Here is a 25,968-nt window from a genome sequence, read left to right on the forward strand (position 1 = left end):
AAGGGGTCGATCTTTGACCCTGACTTCTCTATAATCTTGCGACCCCACGTTACGAGAGAGTTTTTTTCCCAAAACTTTCTATGCGCCGGCATAGGCTATTCGAAGGGGTAGGTTTGCTGGACAATGTCGTGTGAACCTCAACTGACAAAACGTTTGGGTGTTCACCAACGTGTAACTTATTTATTTGGGTAAGCTTTTAATGAAAACTTTTACAGCTAAACCAGAAACCGTAAAACGCGACTGGTATGTTGTTGACGCGACCGGTAAAACTCTGGGCCGTCTGGCTTCCGAACTGGCTCTGCGCCTGCGCGGTAAGCACAAAGCGGAATATACTCCGCACGTAGATACCGGTGATTACATCATCGTTCTGAACGCTGACAAAGTTGCTGTAACTGGCAACAAGCGTACTGACAAAGTGTACTATCACCACACCGGTCACATCGGCGGTATCAAACAAGCGACCTTTGAAGAGATGATTGCTCGCCGTCCTGAGCGTGTGCTTGAAATCGCGGTTAAAGGCATGCTGCCAAAAGGCCCGCTGGGTCGTGCTATGTTCCGTAAACTGAAAGTTTACGCTGGCAACGAGCACAACCACGCGGCACAGCAACCGCAAGTTCTTGACATCTAATCGGGATTATAGGCAATGGCTGAAAATCAATACTACGGCACTGGTCGCCGCAAAAGTTCCGCAGCTCGCGTTTTCATCAAACCGGGCAGTGGTAAAATCGTAATCAACCAACGTTCTCTGGAACAGTACTTCGGTCGTGAAACTGCCCGCATGGTAGTTCGTCAGCCGCTGGAACTGGTCGACATGGTTGAGAAACTGGATCTGTACATCACTGTTAAAGGTGGTGGTATCTCTGGTCAGGCTGGTGCGATCCGTCACGGTATCACCCGCGCTCTGATGGAGTACGACGAATCCCTGCGTGGCGAACTGCGTAAAGCTGGCTTCGTTACCCGTGATGCTCGTCAGGTTGAACGTAAGAAAGTCGGTCTGCGTAAAGCACGTCGTCGTCCTCAGTTCTCCAAACGTTAATTGTACTCTGCTTCGGCAGACAACAATTTGCGAAAAAACCCGCTTCGGCGGGTTTTTTTATCGTTACTGCTCTCCGTATAACCACGGTAATCCGCTGATTGCCACCTCTTTTTCCCCATTTCAAGAATCGACTCACCACAAAGGTCACAAAATCTGGTAAACTATCATCCAATTTTCTGCCCAAATGTCCGGTATCGTTCATTTTTTGTTTGTATTTTGAACAGTAATGGCTTTCCCGAATATGGGTGACATCACTTCTGGCTGGCCACTTAGTGGCTGGTAGCAGTAAAAATTCTGAATATACCTGGAGGTTTTCATGGCTGTCGCTGCCAACAAACGTTCGGTAATGACGCTGTTTTCTGGTCCTACTGACATCTATAGCCATCAGGTCCGCATTGTGCTGGCTGAGAAAGGTGTTAGTTTCGAGATTGAGCATGTGGAGAAGGACAATCCACCGCAGGATCTGATCGACCTCAACCCGAATCAGAGCGTACCGACACTGGTGGATCGTGAGCTGACCCTGTGGGAATCTCGCATCATTATGGAATACCTGGATGAGCGCTTCCCGCATCCGCCGCTGATGCCGGTTTACCCGGTTGCGCGTGGTGAAAGCCGCCTGTACATGCAGCGTATTGAAAAAGACTGGTACACGCTGATGAACGTCATCGTGAACGGTTCTGCTTCTGAAGCCGAAGTCGCGCGTAAGCGTCTGCGCGAAGAACTGCTGGCAATTGCACCAGTATTTGGCCAGAAACCTTACTTCCTGAGCGATGAGTTCAGCCTGGTAGACTGCTACCTGGCGCCGCTGCTGTGGCGTTTACCGCAGCTGGGCATTGAATTCAACGGTGCAGGTTCGAAAGAACTGAAAGGGTACATGACTCGCGTCTTTGAACGTGATTCTTTCCTGGCTTCTCTGACTGAGCCTGAACGTGAAATGCGTCTGGGCCGGGGTTAACTTGTATGGATTTGCCACAGCTAACACCACGCCGTCCGTATCTGCTGCGCGCATTCTATGAGTGGTTGTTAGACAACCAGCTTACGCCGCACCTGGTGGTGGATGTGACGCTTCAGGACGTGCAGGTTCCTATGGAATATGCGCGTGATGGGCAAATTGTTCTGAATATCGCACCGCGTGCGGTGGGTAACCTGGAACTGGCTAACGATGAAGTGCGCTTTAACGCGCGCTTCGGTGGTGTGCCGCGTCAGGTTTCTGTACCGCTGGCGGCAGTTCTGGCAATTTATGCTCGTGAAAATGGCGCCGGTACTATGTTCGAGCCGGAAGCCGCCTACGACGAAGATGTCGCCAGCTTAAATGATGACGACAACGACGCACCTGGTTTTGAGAGTGAAACGGTCATGTCGGTCATTGATGGCGATAAGCCTGACAATGGCGACGACAACGATCCGGATGACACTCCGCCGCCGCCACGCGGTGGGCGTCCAGCGCTACGCGTAGTGAAATAAAAAAACAGGCCCTTTGGGGCCTGTTCTGTTTTCTGCCTTCGGGATCAGTAAAACAGCGTGATGGTGGCTATCATATTGACCACAAATCCCACCGCCATCGGAATGGCCGTACGTTTTACCACCTCAAAGGGCGATACGCCCGCAATACCTGATGTCACCACAATGACCGCTGTAATGGGGGATACCGCCCGGGCCAGCGTAGTAGCAAAATGCATCGGCATAATCATCACTACCGCAGGAATATGTAGTCCGGCGGCAATATCTGGAATCAGGCTGGCAAAAGACATAAACGGCGCGTTACCTGACCCCATGACAATCGCACAGGCGGCAATGACCACGGCCATGATGATCATCACGCCGATACCGCCAAGGCCGGAATGCTCTGCACCTTTTATTACAGCGTCGACAGTCCCGATAGTCGTCAACCCTTTCGCAAAGATCTCACCGGCGACCACCAGCGTGACAACGTTGGCAAACTGGGTTCCCATGCCATCAAAGAAGGCCTGCACGTCATCCATCGTTTCGCGCAGATTATGTTTATGCAGGAACTCGACAAACATCGTCAGCGTCATGCTCATCAGCATGACCACCACCAGATTCAGCTCTGTTTTCATTAACCCCATATGCGCCAGGGCAAGCGAGCCCAACATCAGAAGCAGCGGCATGACGGGTAGAATGGCGTAATAGAGAGGTGGCACGTTTTCCAGCGTCTTTTGTTCAGCGAATCCGTAGCTTTCCGGGAATGCTTTTTTATCAAACTGCCGCTGAACGAAAAAATGTGCAATAGCGACGGCGACGATAACGCACGATGCGACGGGTAACTGATAGTGAAAGAAGTAGGTAGCGATTTTCATGCCCGCCACCTGCGCGGCAAAAATAGAGTTGGTTTCCAGAATGCCCCATTCAATTGACATTGAAGTGGCAATGACCGCCACCGCGGATAAACGGCTCACGCCAAGACTGACCAGCGTCGGGAACAGCGTCACCATCAGCAGCATGCCTAACCCGGAAGCGCTGGTGATGAACTGCGCCATGATCTGACCAATCACATAGGTGGCGGCAAGAACAACATAGGGTGAGCGGATTAGCTTAAGCGGGCGGCTTAACAGGCTAACCATCGCTCTGCTGGCCCCCATCCTGTCCATATAACGGGCATAACCACCTACCGCCATGATTGATAACCCTAGTCCGGCCGCCCGATTGGAAAGCATACGCAGAATTTCGTTGTAAATATCGACCAAGAGATAGCCGCTGCTCTTGTCGTCAGCGACCAGCGCGCCGTAGCCTAGCCAGACGCCGCAGATCATCAGGAAGATCCCCGCGGCTGCCAGCACTACCTGCGGTTTGTAGTTTTTGAGGATCAGGTAACCCATCGTTAATAAAACGATGACAGAGATAATGATGCCGAACATTGTTTCACTCCATGCCAGAGAAGAAGATAAATCCGGTAATAACGCTGTTGTCCAAACGGATGTTATATTTTTTCGGGCGATTTTTATGGAGTGAATATCTTATTTTTAATTCGATGTTTAAATTATTTATCGTTATAAAATAGATGGTTATGATAATTTATCACGTTCATATTCATAAATTTCACGAAGCGAATATGATTGTTTTCAATTAAAGATAAGCTGAATGTTTTAGCGTAACAAAATATCCGGATGCGTTAGACCGCCAATAAGCCCGACAGTCTGATTGACCATCATTTCACCCTGCTTTCGATCCTGTGTTAGGATAAACCCGCTGTTATTTGTCACCACGACTTAGCTGAATGGGCCCTATGAACGCATTTGATTCGCAAGCTGAAGACTCTCCATCCACCATTGGCCGTAGCTTACGCAATCGCCCGCTGGCGCGTAAAAAACTGTCTGAAATGGTTGAAGAAGAACTGGAGCAGATGATTCGTCGTCGGGAATTTGGCGAGGGCGAACAGTTACCATCTGAGCGGGAACTGATGGCCTTCTTTAACGTGGGCCGTCCTTCTGTACGAGAAGCGCTGGCAGCGTTAAAACGCAAAGGTCTGGTGCAAATCAACAATGGCGAGCGCGCCCGCGTTTCGCGTCCTTCAGCTGATACCATTATCAGCGAGCTGTCCGGTATGGCGAAAGATTTCCTCGCGCATCCCGGTGGTATTGCCCACTTCGAACAGCTGCGACTGTTCTTTGAATCCAGCCTGGTACGATACGCCGCAGAACATGCGACGGATGAGCAAATCGACAGACTGGCGAAAGCACTGGAGATCAACAGCCAGTCGCTCGATGACAATACGCTGTTCATTCGCTCGGACGTTGATTTTCACCGCATACTGGCGGAGATCCCGGGCAATCCCATCTTTATGGCTATCCATGTTGCGCTGTTAGACTGGCTGATTGCCGCCCGTCCGACCGTAGCCGACCAAGAGTTGTATGAGCACAATAACGTGAGTTATCAGCAGCATATCGCTATTGTCGACGCGATTCGTCAGCGCGACCCTGAGGAAGCTGACCGCGCACTGCAAGAACATCTCAACAGCGTTTCCGCTACCTGGCACGCCTTCAGCAAAAGTAAAAAATTGCGAAAGTAATCGCGATCCTGACGATCGTTTAGTGAGGCAGATCGCACTATAAGCGTTCTGTATTGTATTGCTGCTTATTTGATCTGGTATAACAGGTATAAAGGTATGCAGTCAGATAACACTAATCATCATCAGAGGTAGCTATGGCAAGAGATTTAAAAGGCGTAATGCCAGCGTTGTTAACCCCATTCGATAGCCAACAGCGACTGGACATTGAGAGCCTGCGCCGCCTGGTGCGTTTCAACATTGGGCAAGGGATCGACGGGCTCTATGTCGGTGGGTCTACGGGTGAGGCATTTGTCCAAAACCGCGTTGAGAGAGAGCAGGTACTGGAAATTGTTGCCGAAGAAGCGAAAGGCAAGGTGACGCTGATCGCTCACGTTGGCACAGTGAGTACCGAAGAGAGCCAACAGCTGGCGAGTGCCGCGCATCGCTACGGCTTTGATGCGGTTTCGGCCGTCACACCGTTTTACTATCCGTTCAGTTTTGAAGAGCACTGCGATCACTACCGCGCAATTATTGATTCCGCTGATGGCTTGCCGATGGTGGTCTATAACATCCCGGCGCTGAGCGGCGTAAAACTGACGCTGGATCAGATCAACACGCTGGTGACGTTGCCGGGCGTTGGCGCGCTGAAGCAAACCTCAGGCGATCTCTATCAGATGGAACAGATCCGCCGCGCTCACCCCGATCTGGTGCTTTATAACGGCTATGACGAGATCTTCGCTTCTGGTCTGCTGGCGGGCGCTGATGGCGGTATCGGTAGCACTTACAACATTATGGGATGGCGTTATCAGGGAATTGTGAAAGCGCTCAAAGAAGGCGACATCCGGACGGCGCAAAAGCTGCAAACCGAGTGCAATAAGGTTATCGATCTGCTCATTAAGGTTGGCGTGTTCCGCGGCCTGAAGACGGTATTGCACTATATGGACGTGGTTTCTGTTCCGCTGTGCCGTAAACCATTTGCCCCGGTAGATGAACAATATCTGCCGGAACTGAAAGCGCTGGCCCAGCAATTAATGCTGGAACGCGACTGATCGGACGCCGGATAGCACAATGCTTATCCGGCCTGCAAAAACAAGACTCGTAGGCCGGATAAGGCGAATCCGCCATCCGGCACCACAACGAAAATAAAGATCGTCGGGAGAGTAAAATGAGTACTTCTACCCAGAGCATCCCGTGGTATCGCCATCTCAATCGGGCACAATGGCGGGCATTTTCTGCCGCCTGGCTGGGATATTTGCTTGATGGTTTTGATTTTGTATTAATCGCCCTTGTGCTGACGGAAGTACAAGGCGAATTCGGACTGACGACGGTGCAGGCGGCCAGTCTGATCTCGGCCGCTTTTATCTCCCGCTGGTTTGGCGGGTTAATGCTGGGCGCGATGGGCGATCGTTATGGACGCCGCCTGGCGATGGTCACCAGTATCATTCTGTTCTCTGTGGGGACGCTGGCCTGCGGCTTCGCGCCGGGCTACACCACCATGTTTATCGCCCGCCTGGTTATCGGTATGGGGATGGCTGGTGAGTACGGCTCCAGCGCAACTTATGTTATTGAAAGCTGGCCCAGGCACCTGCGAAACAAAGCCAGCGGCTTCCTGATTTCCGGCTTCTCTGTAGGCGCAGTGATCGCCGCCCAGGTCTACAGCCTGGTGGTCCCGGTCTGGGGATGGCGCGCGCTGTTCTTCATCGGCATTTTGCCGATTATCTTCGCCCTCTGGCTGCGTAAAAATATTCCGGAAGCGGAAGACTGGAAAGAGAAACACGAAGGCAAAGCGCCGGTACGCACGATGGTGGACATTCTCTACCGGGGCGAACATCGGGTTATCAATATTGTGATGACTCTCGCCGCCGCAACCGCGCTGTGGTTCTGCTTTGCAGGCAACCTGCAAAATGCGGCTATCGTGGCGGTCCTTGGCCTGATATGCGCGTTTATCTTCATTAGTTTTATGGTGCAAAGCAGCGGGAAACGCTGGCCGACGGGCGTCATGCTGATGGTGGTTGTGCTGTTTGCCTTCCTTTACTCGTGGCCGATTCAGGCGCTGCTGCCAACCTATCTGAAAACCGAACTGCTGTATGACCCTTCCACTGTCGCCAGGGTGCTCTTCTTTAGCGGCTTTGGCGCGGCGGTCGGTTGTTGCGTCGGTGGTTTTCTTGGCGACTGGCTGGGCACGCGTAAGGCCTATGTCTGCAGTCTGCTGGCTTCGCAGTTGCTGATTATTCCAGTGTTTGCGATTGGCGGCTCAAACGTCTGGGTACTGGGTTTACTGCTGTTTTTCCAGCAAATGCTCGGTCAGGGGATCTCCGGGATCTTACCAAAACTGATTGGCGGCTATTTCGATACCGACCAGCGTGCGGCGGGTCTGGGCTTCACCTACAACGTGGGTGCACTGGGTGGGGCGCTGGCACCGATCATCGGTGCGCTGATTGCCCAACGACTGGATCTGGGCACCGCGTTGGGATCGCTCTCTTTTGGCCTGACATTTGTGGTGATCCTGCTGATTGGTCTCGATATGCCGTCTCGCGTACAGCGCTGGCTGCGGCCTGAAGCATTGCGTACGCATGATGCCATTGATGGCAAACCGTTTAGCGGGGCCGTGCCGTTTGGCGGCGACAAAAGCACCATGGTGAAATCCAAAAGTTAATCCGTTTGCCCGGTCCTGCACCGGGCAATAGTCATAAGGGAATAAGCATGTCGTTACTTGAACAACTGGATATCAAGATTGCCGCGAACGGCGGGCTGATTGTCTCCTGCCAGCCTGTTCCTGACAGCCCGTTAGATAAACCGGAAATTGTTGCGGCGATGGCGCTGGCCGCAGAACAGGCTGGCGCGGTGGCGTTACGCATTGAAGGGGTGGAAAACCTGAAAGCGACCAGGGCGGTCGTTTCGGTGCCGATTATCGGCATTCTCAAGCGTGACCTTGATGACTCTCCGGTCCGCATCACCGCATATCTGGAGGATGTTGATGCGCTGGCGCAGGCAGGCGCTGACATCATCGCCATCGACGGTACCGATCGCGTACGTCCGGTACCTGTAGAAACCTTACTGGCACGTATTCATCATCACCAACGCCTTGCGATGGCTGACTGTTCGTCCATGGCGGATGGCATGGCCTGCCAGAAACTCGGTGCCGAAATCATTGGCACTACCCTTTCTGGTTATACCACGCCAGAAACGCCCGAAGAGCCGGATCTGGCTCTGGTGAAGTCTTTAAGTGACGCGGGTTGTCGGGTGATTGCTGAAGGGCGTTACAACACGCCAGCGCAGGCCGCTGAGGCGATGCGTCATGGCGCATGGGCGGTGACAGTCGGCTCAGCCATTACCCGGCTGGAGCACATTTGCCAGTGGTACAACACAGCGCTTAAAAAGGCGGTGCTATGACCACGCTGTCGATTGATATTGGCGGCACCAAACTGGCTGTCGCACTGGTAGACAGCAGCCTGCAAATTCAAGAGCGTCATGAATTGCCGACGCCCGCCAGCAAAACACCGGATGCTCTGCGTGCCGCGTTACAAGCACTGGTTACGCCGCTACAGGGGCAGGCAACGCGGGTGGCGATCGCCTCAACGGGGATTATCCGCGACGGTTCTCTACTGGCGCTGAACCCGCACAACCTCGGCGGGCTGCTGCATTTTCCTCTGGTGCAAACGCTAAAAGATCTCACCGCTTTGCCGACGCTGGCAGTCAATGACGCGCAGGCCGCGGCGTGGGCTGAGTATCATGCGCTTGGCGGCGAGTACCGCGATATGGTGTTTATCACCGTCTCCACCGGCGTAGGCGGCGGGGTGGTAAGTGATGGGAAGTTGCTGACCGGGCTTGGCGGTCTGGCCGGGCATCTGGGACATACGCTGGCTGATCCGCATGGGCCGGTGTGCGGTTGCGGGCGTGTGGGTTGTGTCGAGGCGATCGCTTCCGGTCGTGGGATCGCGGCGGCTGCCGAAGGCACGCTTGCTGGATGCGACGCCAAAACCATTTTTAGCCGCGCCGGGCAGGGTGATGAGCAGGCCAGTCGGTTGATCCATCGTTCGGCACGTACTTTGGCAAGGCTTGTCGCCGATGTGAAGGCCACGATCGATTGCCAGATTGTGGTGATTGGCGGCAGCGTGGGGCTGGCAGAAGGGTATCTGGCGCTGGTGGAGAACTATCTGGCACAAGAGCCTTCGGCTTACCACGTAGAGTTACGGGCGGCGCATTACCGTCATGACGCTGGATTACTGGGGGCCGCGCTGTTGGCCCAGGGAGATTGATTATGATGTCAGATGAGTTGCGTTCATTGCCTTCTGCCGGATTACATCCGGTTTTGCAGCAGGCGTTAACGCTGGCTGTTGCGGCGAATCCGCAGGAGAAAACGCCAGGGCGCTACGAGTTGCAGGGCGATAATATTTTTATGAATGTTATGCAATTTGCAACGCAGAGCCCGGAGCAAAAGAAAGCGGAACTGCACAGGGAGTACATTGATATTCAAGTACTGTTATCCGGTGAAGAACGCATTCTGTTCGGGATGACTGATTCTGCTCGTCAGTGTGAAGAGATGCACGTTGAGGATGATTATCAGCTGTGTAGTCTGATTGCCGATGAGCAGGCGATGGTACTAAAGCCGGGAAGATTTGTGATTTTTATGCCGGGCGAGCCGCATAAGCCAGGCTGTGTAGTAAAGGCTCCGATGGACATCAAAAAGGTGGTGATCAAGGTGCGTGCCAGTTTATTACACACCTGACGATGAGAGCGATGGTGTCGGATGGCAAGGCTTGCGCCATCCGACACCGGATATTACAACCTAGCGCTTAAACGTCACCGCTTCCGGCTGCGTCAGATGCAGCGTCGTTTGGCTCGGCACAGTCTCGGCAATGATTCGCCCGTGACGAATGGAATAACGTGCAGGCGTCTGGCGACGAACCGCGTCAAACCCATTCTCTGCCGGTAAAATCACCAGGTTCGCGGAATTCCCCACGCTCAGACCGTAGTCCTGCAGGTGCAGGGTTTTCGCGCTGTGGGTGGTGATCAGATTCAGGCCATCGTTAATTTGTCCGTATCCCATCAGCTGGCACACATGTAACCCCATATGCAGTACTTGCAGCATATTCGCGGTGCCCAGCGGATACCACGGATCGAAGACGTCATCATGGCCGAAGCAGACGTTGATCTCCGCCTCCAGCATCTCTTTGACGCGTGTGACGCCGCGGCGTTTAGGATACGTGTCAAAGCGCCCTTGCAGGTGAATATTCACCAGTGGATTCGCGACAAAGTTAATGCCGGACATTTTCAACAGGCGGAAAAGACGGGAAGCATACGCGCCGTTATAGGAGTGCATTGCCGTAGTATGGCTGGCGGTCACGCGCTCGCCCATATTGTCGCGATGGGCCAGCGCCGCGACGGTTTCAACAAAGCGTGATTGCTCATCGTCAATTTCGTCACAGTGCACGTCGATAAGTCTGTCGTATTTTTGCGCGAGGGCGAAAATTTTGTGCAACGACTCCACGCCATATTCACGCGTAAATTCAAAGTGGGGGATAGCGCCAATGACGTCGGCCCCCAAACGCACGGCTTCCTCTAATAACGCTTCACCGTTGGGATAAGAAAGAATGCCCTCTTGCGGGAACGCGACAATCTGTAGCTCTACCCACGGAGCGACTTCTTGCTTCACCTCCAGCATGGCTTTCAGCGCGGTCAGCGTTGGGTCGGAAACGTCAACGTGAGTGCGGACATACTGGATGCCGTTGGCCATCTGCCACTTAAGAGTCTGCATGGCGCGCGCTTTCACGTCATCGTGAGTGAGCATTGCCTTACGTTCGGCCCAGCGCTCAATGCCTTCAAATAACGTACCAGACTGGTTCCAGCTCGGCTCCCCCGCGGTTTGCGTGGTATCCAGGTGGATATGTGGCTCTACGAACGGTGGGATTGCCAGACCACCTTCGGCATCAAGCACTTCCCCCTGCGGCAACGTAGCTGCGTCCTGAGCCTCAATTCGGCTGAAGCGCCCGTTTTCAATCGTGAGCTGCCACAATCCTTCGCGTCCCTGTAAACGCGCCTGACGAATGGTGATGTTATTATTCTGCATGGCTGACCTCTGGTGATTTAGCAAGGCTGCGATTGAAAAGTGGATTCAGCAGGATATAGCTGAATACGCCGCCGAGTACGGCGTTGACGGGTACGATACCGGGAATATAGTGACCGGCGGCAATGCCCAGTGCAACGGACAGGATAGCTATCCAGTTTACGGAAATAAATTGTGCTTTGCTGAAGTCGGCATATCGGCGATGGTTCAGCAGATAGTCGGCGATAATCACTCCACCAATTGGAGGAATCGCTGCCGACAAAAATGTCAGCCAACCGACAAAGTTATTGTAAAGCCACAGCGCGCACAGTGTGCCGATAATACCGTTTGCCACCGACAGCGAACGGCTGGAAAGGCCGGTAATATTGGCAAATCCCAAACCTGAAGCGTAGAGCGCATTGTCGTTGGTGGTCCAGATATTCAGGCCGAGAACCACAATTGCGGGCAGCAGCAGGCCCTGAGCAATCATTACGTCAGAGATGTCCGCCTGTCCAACAGCGGCGGCACCCGCAGCGCCGAAGATAAACATCAACGAGTTGCCAAGGAAAAATGCCACCATGGCAATCAGTACCGCACCTTTGGCGTTGCGGCCAAAGCGGACAAAGTCGGCGGTTAACGTGCCTGCGCTGATAAATGAGCCGACCACCAACGCCAGTGCGGTGGAGAAATTCAGCGGTGTCTGCGGCACTATCGCTTTTAAATGGTCTAAACCGCCGACATCGCTCACCGCCAGCCAGACGGAGTAGCTGCCAAGAACGACGATGGCAGGTACGGCGATGATAGATAAAACGGTCAGCGCCGAGATGCCAAAAAAGATAGTCAGGGTCATCAACAGACCGGAAACCGCAATCAGAATATTGACGTCAATCCCCGTCGCTTTGCCAACCGGGATAGCAAACATGGCCACACCAACGCCAAACCAGCCTACCTGTGTACCGCCTAAGAGCAGTGAGGGAAGCCATGAACCTTTCAAACCAAATGAGTAACGTGCCAGAAGGTGGGTTGAGAGCCCTGTTTTTGCGCCGATAAAACCGAGAAATGCAGTGTAAATACCGAGGAGAAGATTACCGAAGAGAACTGCAAGGAAGAAATCATTATAGGAAAGACCGGTACCGAGTGTGCCACCGGTCCACATACTGGCGGAAAAAAATGTGAGTCCCAACATGACAAACGTTAGTGGAATCACGCCCTTCCGCGCCGCCAGAGGGACGGGGCCCTGGCTATAATTGTTGTCCTGCGACACAACGCCTCCATGAATTTTGCCCAAAAAATCCGCCGCATAATATACAGTTCTCAGAATAAAGCAAACGTTTCCGTATGTTTTTTTAGTTCTCTTTCACGGTGTTGATAGAGGGGAGGGGGCAGGGGTATTGCGAGGAATCTGGCATCTCATCAGCGTTTGAAGATGAGATGCCAGAGGACGCTTACTTACACTTCCAGGTAGTTCAGGATACCGTCTGCCGCTTTACGACCTTCGGCAATCGCGGTGACTACAAGATCCGAACCACGCACGATGTCGCCACCAGCGAAGATTTTTGGGTTGCTGGTCTGGAAGGCGTTATCGCTGCGTTCCGGAGCAATAATACGGCCCTGAGAATCCAGCTCGACGCTGTGCTCTTTCAGCCACTCCATGCTGTGCGGGCGGAAGCCAAACGCCAGTACCACCGCATCAGCCGGAACAACGTGCTCAGAACCGGCGACGATCTCCGCGCGGCGACGCCCCTTCGCATCCGGTTCGCCCATTTCGGTGCGCGCCATTTTCACGCCGCACACTTTACCGTTGGCATTCACTTCCACGCCTAAAGGCTGGACGTTGAACTGGAACTCGACGCCTTCTTCACGCGCGTTTTTCACCTCGCGTTTGGAACCCGGCATGTTCTCTTCGTCGCGGCGATAGGCGCAGATTACGTGTGCCGCGTTCTGGCGAACCGAGGTCCGCACGCAGTCCATCGCGGTATCGCCACCGCCGAGAACAACGACGCGTTTGCCTTCCATGCTGATGTACGGCTCATCACTGCTTTCGCCAAATCCCATCAACTGTTTGGTATTGGCGATCAGGAACGGCAGGGCATCAAATACGCCGGAAGCGTCTTCGTTTTCCAGCCCACCGCGCATCGACTGATAGGTACCTACACCAAGGAACACGGCATCGTAATCCTTCAGCAGATCGTTAAGCTGCACGTCGCGGCCCACTTCCACGTTTAGTTTGAACTCAATGCCCATACCAGTGAAGATTTCACGGCGACGGGTCATGACCTCTTTCTCCAGCTTGAATGCCGGGATCCCGAAGGTCAGCAGACCGCCGATTTCCGGGTGGCGGTCAAATACCACCGCCTTCACGCCGTTGCGGGTCAGCACATCAGCACAGGCCAGGCCCGCCGGACCTGCACCGATGATCGCCACGCGCTTGTCCGTCTGGCGAACGCCAGTCATATCCGGACGCCAGCCCATCTCGAACGCTTTATCGTTGATATAGCGCTCTATGTTGCCGATAGTCACCGCACCGAACTCATCGTTTAGCGTGCAGGATCCTTCACAAAGACGATCCTGCGGGCACACTCGGCCACAGACTTCCGGCAGAGTGTTAGTCTGGTGCGACAGTTCTGCCGCTTCAAAAATACGTCCCTCATTCGCCAGCTTCAGCCAGTTCGGGATGTAGTTATGTACCGGGCACTTCCACTCGCAGTACGGGTTGCCGCAGGAAAGACAGCGATCTGCCTGTGCTTTGGCCTGGCCTTCGGAAAACGGCTCGTAGATCTCGATAAATTCGATCTTACGGATCTTCAGCGGTTTCTTCGGTGGATCAACGCGCTGCAGGTCGATAAATTGGTATACGTTCTGACTCATTGCTGCTACCCCTTACTGCGCCTGCACACGCAGCTCTGCTGCGCTACGACTACGGTGACCCAACAGTGCTTTCACATCACTGGATTTCGGTTTTACCAGCGCGAATTTCGCCGAGAATGCTGGCCAGTTCGCCAGGATCTCTTCGCCGTGTGAAGAACCGGTATGTTGTACGTGCTCGGTAATCAGACCGCGCAGGTGTTCCTCATGAATAGCCAGCGAGTCCACGCTCAGTACTTCTACCAGTTCCGGGTTCACGCGTTTGCGGAATTCACCGTCTTCGTCGAGCACGTAGGCGAATCCGCCGGTCATGCCTGCACCGAAGTTGACGCCGGTTTTGCCGAGAATACACACGATGCCGCCGGTCATATATTCACAGCCGTTGTCGCCAATACCTTCAACCACGGTAATAGCGCCGGAGTTACGCACCGCAAAACGCTCACCCGCACGACCCGCAGCAAACAGGCGGCCACCGGTAGCACCATACAGGCAGGTGTTACCAATGATGCTCGCCTCATGGCTACGGAAAGCAGAGCCAACCGGAGGACGCACTGCCAGCAGGCCGCCCGCCATGCCTTTACCGACATAGTCGTTGGCATCGCCTGTCAGATACAGCTCCACGCCGCCCGCGTTCCACACGCCGAAGCTCTGGCCTGCGGTACCGCTGAAGTGCGCTTTAATCGGGTCAGATGCCAGCCCCTGATCGCCATGCGTCTGAGCGATATAGCCCGACAGCGATGCGCCGACGGAACGGTCGGTGTTGCGGATATCGAACCAGAAGGTTTTGCTCTGGCGCTCGTCGACAAACGGTTTCGCCTGCTGTAACAGCTGGGCGTTCAGCACGCCGTTATCAAACGGCGGATTGTTTTCAGTGCAATGCAGCGCTTTACCTGGATGCGGTTCAGCGGTTTCCAGCAGACGAGACAGCTCCAGTTTCTGCTGCTTGGCGGTAAACCCATCCAGCTCTTTGAGCAGGTCGGTACGACCAATCAGATCCACCAGACGTTTCACGCCCAGTTGCGCCATCAGCTCGCGAGTTTCGCGGGCGATAAATTCAAAGTAGTTAGTCACTTTGAACGGCAGGCCGTGATAGTGGTTCTTACGCAGTTTGTCATCCTGAGTTGCCACGCCGGTTGCGCAGTTGTTCAGATGGCAAATACGCAGGTATTTACAGCCCAGCGCGACCATGGGGCCGGTGCCGAAACCGAAGCTTTCTGCACCCAAAATTGCCGCTTTAATGATATCGACGCCGGTTTTCAGACCGCCATCGACCTGCAGACGGATCTTGTGACGCAGACCGTTAGCCACCAGCGCCTGCTGGGTTTCCACCAGACCGAGTTCCCACGGGCAGCCCGCATATTTCACTGAGGAGAGCGGACTTGCACCGGTACCGCCATCGTAGCCGGCAATGGTAATCAGATCCGCATAGGCTTTCGCCACGCCGGTGGCGATGGTACCGACGCCTGGTTCAGAAACCAGCTTCACCGAGATCATCGCTTTCGGATTGACCTGTTTGAGGTCAAAAATCAGCTGCGCTAAGTCCTCGATAGAGTAGATATCGTGGTGCGGCGGCGGGGAGATCAGCGTCACGCCCGGCACCGAATAACGCAGTTTGGCGATGTACGGGGTGACTTTATCACCCGGTAACTGACCGCCTTCGCCCGGCTTCGCGCCTTGAGCGACTTTAATCTGAATGACATCAGCATTGACCAGGTACGCCGGGGTTACGCCAAAGCGACCGGAAGCCACCTGCTTAATGCGCGACACCTTGTTAGTGCCGTAGCGCGCCGGATCTTCGCCGCCTTCACCGGAGTTCGAGTTACCGCCGATGCTGTTCATGGCTTCGGCCAGCGCCTCGTGTGCTTCCGGGCTTAATGCCCCGATAGACATCGCTGCGGTATCAAAGCGTTTAAACAGTTCGGTTGCGGGTTCTACTTCGCTAATGCTTACGGCTTCATCGCCAGGTGTAATCGCCAGCAGATCGCGCAGCGTGGCCGCCGGACGCTCATTGACCAGCTTTGCATATTCCTGATAGTCGCTGTACTCGCCGCTTTGTACTGCCTGTTGCAGCGTGCGCACCACGTCCGGGTTGTAGGCGTGGTATTCGCCGCCGTGAACGTACTTCAGCAAACCGCCTTGGCTGATAGGCTTACGCGCCAGCCAGGCATGTTTGGAGAGGTTCAGCAGATCCTGCTGGAAGTCGGTAAAACCCGCGCCGCTGATGCGACTGACCACGCCCTGGAAGCATAAAGCCACAACATCATCGTGCAGACCAACGGCTTCAAACAACTTCGAGCAGCGGTAAGAGGCGATGGTCGAGATGCCCATTTTGGACATGATTTTGTACAGACCCTTGTTGATGCCGTTACGGTAGTTCAGCATCACGGTCCGGTAATCTTTGGCAATCGCCTGAGTGTCGATCAGACGCCCCAGCGTTTCATACGCCAGATACGGATAAATGGCCGTCGCGCCAAAACCGAGCAGAACGGCAAAATGGTGCGGGTCACGGGCGCTGGCGGTTTCAACGATGATGTTGGCGTCGCAACGCAGGCTTTGTTCTACCAGACGTGTTTGTACTGCGCCAACGGCCATCGGTGCCGGAACCGGCAAGCGGTTTTTTGCGATATTACGGTCAGAAAGCACCAGCAGCACCGTGCCGTTACGCACCATCTGTTCAGCCTTATCGCACAATGCTTTGACGGTCTCTTCGAGCGTGGTTTCAGTCACGTCGAAGGTGATATCCAGTCGGTCAGCGCGATAATGCTCCTCTTTCATGGTGGTGAGCTGGGTGAAATCGGAGTACAGCAGGATCGGCGACTTAAAGCTCAGACGGTGCGCCTGACCTTCGGCTTCGCAGAAGACGTTCATCTCACGACCGATGCTGGTGGCCAGCGACATGACGTGCGCTTCACGCAGCGGGTCGATCGGCGGGTTGGTGACCTGGGCAAACTGCTGGCGGAAGTAGTCATAAATGATGCGCGGCTGGCTGGAGAGCACGGCAAACGGGGTATCATCACCCATTGAACCGACCGCTTCCTGACCATTTTCACCGAGCACGCGGATAACGGAATCCAGCTCTTCAGCGCTGTAGTTAAACTGTTTCTGGTAGCTGGCGAGGGTGTCATCGTCCAGTTCACGGCTGCCGACCTGATCGTCAGCCAGGTCTTCGAAAGGCACCAGACGGCGGACGTTCTTCTCCATCCACTCTTTGTAGGGGTGGCGGCTTTTCAGATCGTCATCGGTTTCAGCCGAATGCAGAATGCGCCCGCTACGGGTATCGATAACCATCAACTCCCCAGGGCCGACGCGACCTTTCTCAACCACTTCATCCGGCTGATAATCCCAGATCCCGACTTCAGAAGCGCAGGTAATCAGCTTGTCTTTGGTGATGACGTAGCGCGCCGGACGCAGGCCGTTGCGGTCAAGGTTACAGGCGGCAAAGCGACCGTCGGACATAACGATACCCGCCGGACCATCCCACGGCTCCATGTGCATGGAGTTAAAGTCGAAGAACGCGCGCAGCTCCGGGTCCATATCCGGGTTATTCTGCCAGGCCGGCGGCACCAGTAAACGCATGGCGCGGATGATATCCATCCCGCCAGCCAGCAGCAGTTCCAGCATGTTATCCATCGAGCTGGAGTCGGAGCCGGTTTCGTTAACGAACGGCGCGGCGTCGTGCAGATCAGGGATCAGCGGCGTCTGGAATTTATAGGTACGAGCGCGCGCCCACTGGCGGTTGCCGGTGATGGTGTTGATTTCACCATTGTGCGCCAGGTAGCGAAACGGTTGCGCCAGCGGCCAGCGTGGTACGGTGTTGGTGGAGAAGCGCTGGTGGAACAGGCAGATGGCCGATTCCAGACGCAGGTCCGCCAGGTCCAGGTAAAAGCGCGGCAGATCCGCCGGCATACACAGACCTTTATAGATATTGACCAGGTTCGACAAGCTACAGACGTAGAAGTCTTTATCTTCCTGGAGGCGTTTTTCGATACGACGGCGCGCGATGAACAGGCGACGCTCCATATCACGCGGACGCCAGCCCGCAGGGGCATTAACAAAAATTTGCTCGATACGAGGCAGGGAGGAGAGCGCAATTTCACCGAGAACCCCTTCGTTAGTCGGCACGTCGCGCCAGCCGACAATCGACAGGGTCTCCTGCTGTAATTCTTCTTCTACAATGCGACGAGAAGCCGCTGCCAGCTCAGCGTCTTTATTTAAAAAGATCATGCCGACGGCGTAGTTTTTGGCTAAACGCCAGCCGCGCTCTTGCGCTACGATGCGGAAAAAGCGGTCAGGTTTTTGTAACAGCAGGCCGCAACCATCGCCGGTTTTTCCATCGGCAAGAATTGCGCCACGGTGCTGCATGCGGGCCAGTGCGTGTATGGCGGTACGCACTACCTTGTGGCTAGGTTCGCCTTCTATGTGGGCGATCAGGCCGAAACCACAGTTATCCCTCTCAAGGGATTTATCGTACAACATATCAGTGAACCTCCCCAGGCTCTGCGGGATTCCCATCTGGACCGTTGCGCACGGGCACACCAAGAGCATGGCGACGGGGTTTGCGTGTCATACGCTTACCTCGCATTCGCCCTCTTTATCCTTTTCGCACAGGTCAAACAAGTTTGAGGACTTGCTTCAGAGGGAATCTCAATTACTGCATAAATATGATGAGCAGACTGCTCATCCAGAAAGCTTCCAGCGGATTTCCAAGTTATCGGGAATCCACACACAGGTCAAATGGCAATCTTATTTATGCAAAAATGTGCTATTGGGTAATTAACTTTATGAAAATATTGAAATAAAAGGGTTTTATACATTGATATAACCTGAGGAGGATGCCCTGGGAAGTGTGATCTGTCTCACTGTAAGAAAGGCCGGATATCTCTCGTCCTCCCTTTGTTTATCGATATGCTTGGCATTTTATGCTGGTTTTTAGAGTTTTGGCGTCTTAAAGATACTGTTTTTACGCTGAGAGTATAAGAAGATAAAAAAAACAGCTGGATATAAGGAAAAGTAATTATATTTTGAGTGAATGGAATTTCGATTATTTTGATTTGTTATGCAATAAATAAAGGCTCGCCAGGGCGATTGATCCAGGTCATCGCCGACTGGGGCAAAAAATGGCAGGCTTTGGCCTCTTTTCAAGGCGCGGTCTACCAGATTATGCAGTTACAGAAATTAGTCAATATGTTTGGTGGGGATCTTTCTCGCCGTTATGGGCAAAAGGTTCATAAACTCACGCTGCACGGCGGCTTTAGCTGTCCAAACCGTGATGGCACCATCGGACGCGGCGGATGTACTTTCTGTAATGTCGCCTCGTTTGCCGATGAAGCACAGCAGCACCATTCAATTGCCGAGCAGCTTGAGCATCAGGCGCAGTTGGTCAATCGCGCCAGACGCTATCTGGCCTATTTCCAGGCTTATACCAGCACCTTCGCGGAAGTACAGGTGCTGCGTTCGATGTATCAACAGGCGGTCAGCCAGGCCAACATCGTCGGGTTATGCGTTGGGACGCGCCCCGACTGCGTGCCGGATGCGGTACTCGATCTGCTTTGTGAGTATAAAGACCTCGGCTATGAGGTATGGCTGGAGCTCGGTCTGCAAACCGCGCATGACAAAACTCTGCACCGGATTAACCGCGGCCATGATTTTGCCTGCTATCAGAACACCACGCGGCTGGCGCGCGAGCGCGGGCTGAAAGTGTGCTCACACCTGATTGTTGGCCTGCCGGGAGAAGGACAGGCAGACTGTCTGCAAACCATGGAACGAGTGGTGGAGACGGGCGTTGACGGTATTAAGCTGCATCCGCTGCATATTGTGAAAGGCAGTACGATGGCAAAGGCCTGGGAAGCCGGACGGCTGAACGGAATTGAACTGGACGACTACACGGTTACCGCCGGGGAGATGATCCGCCATACGCCGCCAGAGGTGATTTATCATCGAATCTCTGCCAGCGCGCGTCGCCCAATGCTGTTGGCTCCGCTATGGTGTGAAAACCGCTGGACCGGGATGGTCGAACTGGATCGCTATCTCAATGCTCATGGTGTTCAAGGCTCTGCGCTTGGCACTCCGTGGATTCAGCCTGGGAGCTAACCATCCGGCAATCTGCGCCTGCTTGCCTGATGACGCTACGCTTATCAGGCCCACGTTGAATCTCTCCTCGGTCATTTCACCGATAACCTCCGCATTTCTTGCACAATCTTCAACGTCACGCTGAGAATTGAGTATTATTGTGCCAAGTTGTCGTGAAGGAACCCTCTATGAAGCAAATCCGTATGCTGGCGCAATATTACGTCGACCTGATGATGAAATTGGGTCTGGTGCGCTTTTCGCTGTTATTGGCGCTGGCGCTGGTCGTGTTGGCGATTGTGGTGCAGATGGCTGTCACCATGGTGCTGCATGGCCAGGTAGAAAGCATTGATGTTATCCGCTCTATCTTTTTTGGTCTGTTAATTACCCCCTGGGCCGTCTATTTTCTGTCAGTGGTGGTGGAGCAACTGGAAGAGTCCCGGCAACGCTTGTCACGACTGGTACAAAAGCTGGAAGAGATGCGCGAGCGCGATCTCAAGCTCAATGTGCAATTGAAAGATAATATTGCCCAGCTCAACCAGGAAATTGTTGAGCGCGAAAAAGCCGAAGCGGAGCGCCAGGATACGTTCGAGCAGTTGAAGGTTGAAATCAAAGAGCGCGAAGAAGCGCAGATTCAGCTTGAGCAGCAGTCTTCCTTTTTACGCTCTTTCCTTGATGCCTCGCCGGATCTGGTTTTTTATCGTAATGAAGATAAAGAATTTTCCGGCTGTAACCGTGCCATGGAACTGCTGACCGGCAAGAGCGAAAAGCAGTTGGTGAATTTAAAACCGGCTGATGTTTACTCCCCTGAGGCGGCAGAAAAGGTCATTGAAACCGACGAGAAGGTGTTCCGTCATAACGTCTCACTCACCTACGAACAGTGGCTGGACTATCCGGACGGGCGCAAAGCCTGCTTTGAAATTCGCAAAGTGCCTTACTATGACCGCGTAGGTAAGCGACATGGTCTAATGGGCTTTGGGCGCGATATTACCGAGCGTAAGCGTTATCAGGACGCGTTAGAGCGTGCCAGCCGCGATAAGACCACCTTCATTTCTACCATCAGCCACGAACTGCGCACTCCGCTTAACGGCATTGTCGGCTTAAGCCGGATCCTGCTGGATACGGATCTGACCGCTGAGCAGGAAAAATACCTGAAAACAATCCACGTCTCTGCCGTGACGCTGGGGAATATTTTCAACGATATTATCGACATGGATAAAATGGAGCGACGTAAAGTTCAGCTCGATAACCAGCCGATCGATTTCACCAGCTTTATGGCGGATCTGGAAAACCTCTCTGGCCTGCAGGCGCAGCAAAAAGGGCTGCGTTTTGTGCTTGAGCCGACGTTACCACTGCCGCATAAGGTCATTACCGACGGCACGCGTTTGCGCCAGATTCTGTGGAATCTGATCAGCAACGCCGTGAAGTTTACCCAGCAGGGGCAGGTAACCGTGCGGGCGCGCTATGACCAGGGGAATATACTGCATTTCGAAGTTGAAGATTCCGGGATCGGTATTCCGCAGGATGAGCAAGATAAAATCTTCGCCATGTATTATCAGGTGAAGGACAGCAATGGCGGCAAACCGGCAACGGGAACCGGGATTGGACTGGCCGTATCGAAGCGTCTGGCGAAAAACATGGGCGGCGATATTACGGTCTCCAGCCAGGCTGGCAAAGGCTCCATCTTTACGCTGACCGTGCATGCGCCTGCGGTAGCGGAAGAGATTGAAGACGCCTTTGAAGACGACGACATGCCGCTGCCAGCCCTGAATGTACTGCTGGTGGAAGATATCGAACTGAACGTTATTGTCGCGCGTTCAGTGCTGGAAAAACTGGGCAACAGCGTGGATGTCGCCATGACCGGGAAAGCCGCGCTGGAAATGTTCACGCCGGGCGAATATGACCTGGTGCTGCTGGATATTCAGCTACCGGATATGACCGGTCTGGATATCTCGCGCGAGCTGACGCAAAAATACGCCCGTGAGGACCTGCCGCCGCTGGTTGCGCTTACCGCCAACGTTCTGAAAGATAAAAAAGAGTATCTGGACGCGGGAATGGACGACGTGCTGAGTAAGCCGCTGTCGGTTCCGGCGTTAACCGCCATGATCAAAAAATACTGGGATACCCGAAACAAAGAGGAGAGCACTGTGACATCTGAAGAGAGCAGTAAATCGCAAGCGCTGTTAGATATTCCTATGTTGGAACAATACCTCGAGCTGGTGGGACCGAAGTTAATAACCGACGGGCTGGCGGTGTTTGAGAAGATGATGCCGGGATATTTGAGCGTGCTGGAGTCCAATCTGACCGCACGGGATAAAAAAGGCGTTGTTGAGGAAGGCCATAAAATTAAAGGCGCGGCAGGTTCCGTGGGGCTGCGCCACCTGCAACAGTTAGGTCAGCAAATCCAGTCGCCAGACCTTCCAGCCTGGGAAGATAATGTTGCTGAATGGATTGAAGAGATGAAGCAGGAGTGGCAGCACGACGTGGCGGTATTGAAGGCCTGGGTGGCGAGCGTGGAAAAAAAATGACCCCGGCTTGACCGGGGTGCGCGAATACTGCGCCAACACCAGGGAAATCGTGGCTGCGCCGTAAATTATTATCATTGTTTACAAGGGCGCAGCCCTAATTTTCAGGCCGCACGCAGTTAAGATAGCAAATCTTAAATAATTTGTTACATGAATCAGTTAAATGTGTGAAGCGTAGCATTTAAATCATAATAACTAATATGTTTCAGCCAGTTGAGAAAGGAGTATCACGATGAAAAAAGTGGGTGTAGTGCTCAGCGGATGCGGCGTGTATGACGGCGCAGAGATCCATGAAACTGTTCTCACGCTTCTGGCGATTGCCCGCAACGGCGCTCAGGCCGTCTGTTTTGCACCGGATAAACAACAAGCGGATGTGATTAATCATCTGACCGGCGAACCGATGCAGGAAACGCGTAATGTGCTGATTGAAGCCGCCCGTATAACACGCGGTGATATTCGCCCACTTGCTCAGGCAGTCTCAACGGAACTGGATGCGTTGATCGTGCCAGGCGGGTTTGGCGCGGCCAAAAATCTTAGCAATTTTGCCAGCCAGGGCAGTGAGTGCCGGGTTGATAGCGACTTAGCTGCGCTGGCGGTGGCTATGCATCAGGCGGGTAAGCCGCTGGGATTTATGTGCATTGCGCCTGCCATGTTACCTAAAATTTTTGACTTTCCGCTGCGTCTGACCATCGGTACTGATATTGATACGGCAGAGGTGCTGGAAGAGATGGGCGCTGAGCATGTGCCTTGTCCGGTTGATGACATTGTCGTTGATGAAGACAACAAAATCGTCACCACTCCCGCCTATATGCTGGCGCAGGACATCGCTCAGGCCGCGAGTGGTATCGATAAACTGGTATCACGTGTGCTGGTGCTGGCTGAATGAGAAAAGGAGTTACCGCCTTTCTGCGACGTATCTTTCTGCGGGCGGTCGTTGTCCTCGCCGTATTCTGGGGCGGGGGCATCGCACTTTTCAGCGTGATGCCAGTCCCTTTCTCTGCCGTGATGGTCGAGCGGCAACTGAGCGCATGGTTGTCCGGTGATTTCGGTTATGTGGCGCACTCGGACTGGGTGAGCATGGATGAGATCTCACCGTGGATGGGACTGGCGGTGATCGCCGCGGAGGACCAGAAGTTTCCCGAGCACTGGGGATTCGATGTTTCCGCCATAGAGAAAGCGCTGGCGCACAACGAACGTAATGAAAACCGTATTCGCGGGGCGTCGACGTTATCGCAACAGACGGCAAAAAACCTCTTTCTGTGGGATGGACGTAGCTGGGTGCGTAAAGGTCTCGAAGCCGGGCTAACGCTGGGTATGGAAACCGTCTGGAGCAAGAAGCGTATTCTGACCGTTTACCTCAATATTGCTGAGTTTGGTGATGGGGTTTTCGGCGTGGAGGCAGCGGCGCAGCGCTATTTCCATAAGCCAGCCAGTCGGCTGAGTCTGTCTGAAGCGGCCTTGTTGGCGGCGGTATTACCCAACCCTTTGCGTTTTAAAGCGAATGCGCCTTCTGGTTATGTACGTAGCCGTCAGGCGTGGATTATGCGCCAAATGCGCCAGCTAGGCGGTGAGTCGTTTATGCGGGAAAATAAGCTGTATTAATGGGTTTATTGCCGGATACGGATCCGGCCTACGGGAGTGTGACGTTGCCGTGTAGGCCTGATGAGCGCAGCGCTTCAGGTACTCGACTAATCTTCATCAAATCCTGAATTAAACAGGGCAATCACCGCTGCCAGGGCTTCCACTTCCTGTGGACCCGTGGCTTCAACTTCTATCTGACGCCCTTTGGCGGAATCCAGCATCAGCAGAGCGATAACACTGTTTGCCTCGGCTTCCGTTCCTTCATCATTACGCAGCAAAACTTCTGCTTCAAAACCCTGCATCAATTCAAACAGTTTCATGGCTGGGCGAGCATGCATACCCAGCTTATTCGTGATTTCAACGGTTTGCTTCACGGTCATGATTTACGTTTTTCCAGCGTACGATGGCGTGACTGTACGTTTTTACCGCGTGAGCGGAAGTAGTCTGCCAGCTGCTCTGCAATATACACCGAACGGTGTTTCCCGCCGGTACAGCCGATAGCTACGGTGAGGTAGCTGCGGTTGTTGGTCTCCAGCATGGGTAACCATAGCTCAAGATAGCTGCGAGTCTGGTAGATAAAATTGTGTACTTCTGTGTGCCTGTCAAGGAAGGCGGCAACGGGGCGGTCAAGACCGGTCATCGGGCGCAGCTTCGGATCCCAGTGCGGGTTAGGCAGGAAGCGCACGTCAAAGACGTAATCCGCGTCAATTGGGATACCGTGTTTGAAACCAAAGGATTCGAATACCATCGTCAATTCGCGTTCACGCTTGCCCAGCAGGCGGGTACGCAACATTTCCGCCAGTTCGTGCACGGACATTTCGGAGGTATCCACGATCAGGTCAGCACGAGAGCGCAGAGGCTCCAGCAAATCGCTTTCCTTATCGATAGCGCTCTCCAGAGATAAGTTCTTGCTGGAAAGAGGATGCAGGCGACGCGTGTCGCTGTAGCGGCGAATCAGGGTGTTACGATCGGCGTCAAGGAACAGCAACTGTGGTGAGAAGCCTTCAGGCAGATTGTTCATTGCCTGCTCGAAAATCTCTGGGGACTCAGGCATGTTGCGCACATCAATGCTGACGGCCGCAGAAATCTGGCGATCGGCCAGAGTACGAGCCAGATCGGGCAACAGCACTACGGGAAGGTTATCCACGCAGTAAAAACCCATATCTTCCAGCGCTCGCAGGGCGACAGATTTTCCTGACCCCGAACGACCGCTGACGATCATCAGTACCATGTACTGTTTCTCCTCACAACGACAAAAAAGGATGCCATTGGGTTGTTATACTTCATCCAGTCCACCTTCGGTGTCCGTGATGATTTGATACAACTCCTGGTCACTCTGTGCTGCGCGCAGGCGGCGGCAGATGGTTTTATCGGCCAGACGTTTGGCGACCAGCGACAACGTATGCAAATGCGTCTTGGTTTGGTCTGCCGGAACCAGCAGGGCGAAAAGCAGATCGACGGGTTGATTATCAATGGCGTCGAAAGCAATTGGCGTTTCAAGTTGCACAAACACGCCAACTGCGCGCATCGTGTCTTCTTCCAGCTTTCCGTGCGGGATAGCAATTCCATTACCGATGCCGGTACTGCCCATTTTTTCACGCGTCAGAATGGCTTCAAATACCACCTGAGAGGGCAAGCTGAGCTGTTTTGCCGCCAGTTCGCTGATGATTTCCAGCGCGCGTTTCTTGCTTTGGCAGTGAACGCCAGCGCGTGTACATTCCTGGTTAAGAACATTGCTCAGTTGTAGAGTCGTATCGTTATTTGTCATAATTTCACCTAAGCGCTAACTGTACAAATGGCCCGTTGTGCTACACAACAGGCCGTCCTGCACCCGCTAACTGCC

Annotated in this window: 22 protein-coding genes; 14 read left to right on the forward strand and 8 right to left on the reverse strand. The window is 53.8% G+C overall.

The annotated features are described in order from the left end of the window. Positions 1-199 precede the first annotated feature (199 nt). From rplM to sspB, 4 genes are all read left to right on the forward strand, one after another. Positions 200-628, forward strand: a complete 429-nt coding sequence (rplM, locus tag OGV52_RS06705; protein ID WP_003025141.1) for a 50S ribosomal protein L13 — start codon at positions 200-202, stop codon at positions 626-628. 15 nt (positions 629-643) lie between these two features. Beyond that, on the forward strand, positions 644-1,036 hold the full coding sequence (gene rpsI, locus OGV52_RS06710) for a 30S ribosomal protein S9 (protein WP_003025138.1): 393 nt from the start codon (positions 644-646) through the stop codon (positions 1,034-1,036). A gap of 316 nt (positions 1,037-1,352) precedes the next feature. Continuing rightward, on the forward strand, positions 1,353-1,991 hold the full coding sequence (sspA, locus tag OGV52_RS06715; RefSeq protein ID WP_003025132.1) for a stringent starvation protein SspA: 639 nt from the start codon (positions 1,353-1,355) through the stop codon (positions 1,989-1,991). Between the two features lie 5 nt (positions 1,992-1,996). Continuing rightward, positions 1,997-2,500: a ClpXP protease specificity-enhancing factor gene (sspB, locus tag OGV52_RS06720; protein ID WP_016154706.1), complete on the forward strand. Its 504-nt coding sequence runs from the start codon at positions 1,997-1,999 to the stop codon at positions 2,498-2,500. A gap of 44 nt (positions 2,501-2,544) precedes the next feature. On the opposite strand, the gene dcuC is transcribed toward sspB, so the two are convergent. Then, positions 2,545-3,912, reverse strand: a complete 1,368-nt coding sequence (gene dcuC / locus OGV52_RS06725; protein WP_181629733.1) for an anaerobic C4-dicarboxylate transporter DcuC — start codon at positions 3,910-3,912, stop codon at positions 2,545-2,547. A gap of 359 nt (positions 3,913-4,271) precedes the next feature. Between dcuC and nanR the strand changes: the two genes are divergently transcribed. The 6 genes from nanR to nanQ all read left to right on the forward strand — a co-directional run bounded on the left by nanR (position 4,272) and on the right by nanQ (position 9,771). Next, positions 4,272-5,063, forward strand: a complete 792-nt coding sequence (gene nanR / locus OGV52_RS06730) for a transcriptional regulator NanR (protein ID WP_016154704.1) — start codon at positions 4,272-4,274, stop codon at positions 5,061-5,063. A 134-nt stretch (positions 5,064-5,197) separates the two neighbouring features. After that, complete coding sequence (gene nanA, locus OGV52_RS06735; RefSeq protein WP_016157581.1) at positions 5,198-6,091, forward strand: N-acetylneuraminate lyase; 894 nt, start codon at positions 5,198-5,200, stop codon at positions 6,089-6,091. 116 nt (positions 6,092-6,207) lie between these two features. Further along, positions 6,208-7,698 (forward strand): sialic acid transporter NanT, encoded by a 1,491-nt coding sequence (gene nanT, locus OGV52_RS06740; protein WP_016154702.1) that lies wholly within the window; start codon positions 6,208-6,210, stop codon positions 7,696-7,698. 47 nt (positions 7,699-7,745) lie between these two features. After that, on the forward strand, positions 7,746-8,435 hold the full coding sequence (locus OGV52_RS06745) for an N-acetylmannosamine-6-phosphate 2-epimerase (protein WP_019077794.1): 690 nt from the start codon (positions 7,746-7,748) through the stop codon (positions 8,433-8,435). After that, positions 8,432-9,301 (forward strand): N-acetylmannosamine kinase, encoded by an 870-nt coding sequence (gene nanK, locus OGV52_RS06750; protein ID WP_287108267.1) that lies wholly within the window; start codon positions 8,432-8,434, stop codon positions 9,299-9,301. Before OGV52_RS06745 ends, nanK begins: the two co-directional genes overlap by 4 nt. 2 nt (positions 9,302-9,303) lie before the next feature. Beyond that, positions 9,304-9,771 (forward strand): N-acetylneuraminate anomerase, encoded by a 468-nt coding sequence (gene nanQ / locus OGV52_RS06755; RefSeq protein ID WP_287108269.1) that lies wholly within the window; start codon positions 9,304-9,306, stop codon positions 9,769-9,771. Between the two features lie 60 nt (positions 9,772-9,831). On the opposite strand, the gene OGV52_RS06760 is transcribed toward nanQ, so the two are convergent. From OGV52_RS06760 to gltB, 4 genes are all read right to left on the reverse strand, one after another. Next, entirely contained in the window at positions 9,832-11,112 is a 1,281-nt protein-coding gene (locus OGV52_RS06760) for a cytosine deaminase (protein ID WP_153689975.1), read from the reverse strand. Next, positions 11,102-12,352 (reverse strand): cytosine permease, encoded by a 1,251-nt coding sequence (gene codB / locus OGV52_RS06765; RefSeq protein ID WP_047358527.1) that lies wholly within the window; start codon positions 12,350-12,352, stop codon positions 11,102-11,104. Before codB ends, OGV52_RS06760 begins: the two co-directional genes overlap by 11 nt. Positions 12,353-12,537: 185 nt before the next feature. After that, complete coding sequence (locus OGV52_RS06770; protein ID WP_016154696.1) at positions 12,538-13,956, reverse strand: glutamate synthase small subunit; 1,419 nt, start codon at positions 13,954-13,956, stop codon at positions 12,538-12,540. A 12-nt stretch (positions 13,957-13,968) separates the two neighbouring features. Further along, positions 13,969-18,429, reverse strand: coding sequence for a glutamate synthase large subunit (gene gltB / locus OGV52_RS06775; protein WP_287108270.1), 4,461 nt, complete (start codon positions 18,427-18,429; stop codon positions 13,969-13,971). A 684-nt stretch (positions 18,430-19,113) separates the two neighbouring features. Here gltB and mnmL point away from each other — a divergent pair. The 4 genes from mnmL to mtgA all read left to right on the forward strand — a co-directional run bounded on the left by mnmL (position 19,114) and on the right by mtgA (position 24,146). Beyond that, positions 19,114-20,043 (forward strand): tRNA modification radical SAM protein MnmL/YtqA, encoded by a 930-nt coding sequence (mnmL, locus tag OGV52_RS06780; protein ID WP_049040958.1) that lies wholly within the window; start codon positions 19,114-19,116, stop codon positions 20,041-20,043. A gap of 167 nt (positions 20,044-20,210) precedes the next feature. Then, positions 20,211-22,547 (forward strand): aerobic respiration two-component sensor histidine kinase ArcB, encoded by a 2,337-nt coding sequence (gene arcB, locus OGV52_RS06785; RefSeq protein WP_016154693.1) that lies wholly within the window; start codon positions 20,211-20,213, stop codon positions 22,545-22,547. Positions 22,548-22,776: 229 nt separating this feature from the next. Then, complete coding sequence (gene elbB, locus OGV52_RS06790) at positions 22,777-23,430, forward strand: isoprenoid biosynthesis glyoxalase ElbB (protein WP_016154692.1); 654 nt, start codon at positions 22,777-22,779, stop codon at positions 23,428-23,430. Continuing rightward, positions 23,427-24,146 (forward strand): monofunctional biosynthetic peptidoglycan transglycosylase, encoded by a 720-nt coding sequence (mtgA, locus tag OGV52_RS06795; RefSeq protein WP_016157575.1) that lies wholly within the window; start codon positions 23,427-23,429, stop codon positions 24,144-24,146. Before elbB ends, mtgA begins: the two co-directional genes overlap by 4 nt. 86 nt (positions 24,147-24,232) lie before the next feature. Here the strand turns inward: mtgA and npr are convergent, their stop codons facing one another. The 3 genes from npr to ptsN are packed head-to-tail and all read right to left on the reverse strand — an operon-like array spanning position 24,233 to position 25,893. After that, entirely contained in the window at positions 24,233-24,505 is a 273-nt protein-coding gene (npr, locus tag OGV52_RS06800) for a PTS phosphocarrier protein NPr (RefSeq protein ID WP_003828770.1), read from the reverse strand. Beyond that, positions 24,502-25,356, reverse strand: coding sequence for an RNase adapter RapZ (rapZ, locus tag OGV52_RS06805; protein WP_003025085.1), 855 nt, complete (start codon positions 25,354-25,356; stop codon positions 24,502-24,504). Before rapZ ends, npr begins: the two co-directional genes overlap by 4 nt. A gap of 45 nt (positions 25,357-25,401) precedes the next feature. Continuing rightward, positions 25,402-25,893, reverse strand: a complete 492-nt coding sequence (ptsN, locus tag OGV52_RS06810; protein ID WP_131346980.1) for a PTS IIA-like nitrogen regulatory protein PtsN — start codon at positions 25,891-25,893, stop codon at positions 25,402-25,404. Positions 25,894-25,968: the final 75 nt, after the last annotated feature.

The organism is Citrobacter sp. Cb041 (assembly GCF_030336655.1).
GTDB lineage: Bacteria > Pseudomonadota > Gammaproteobacteria > Enterobacterales > Enterobacteriaceae > Citrobacter > Citrobacter braakii.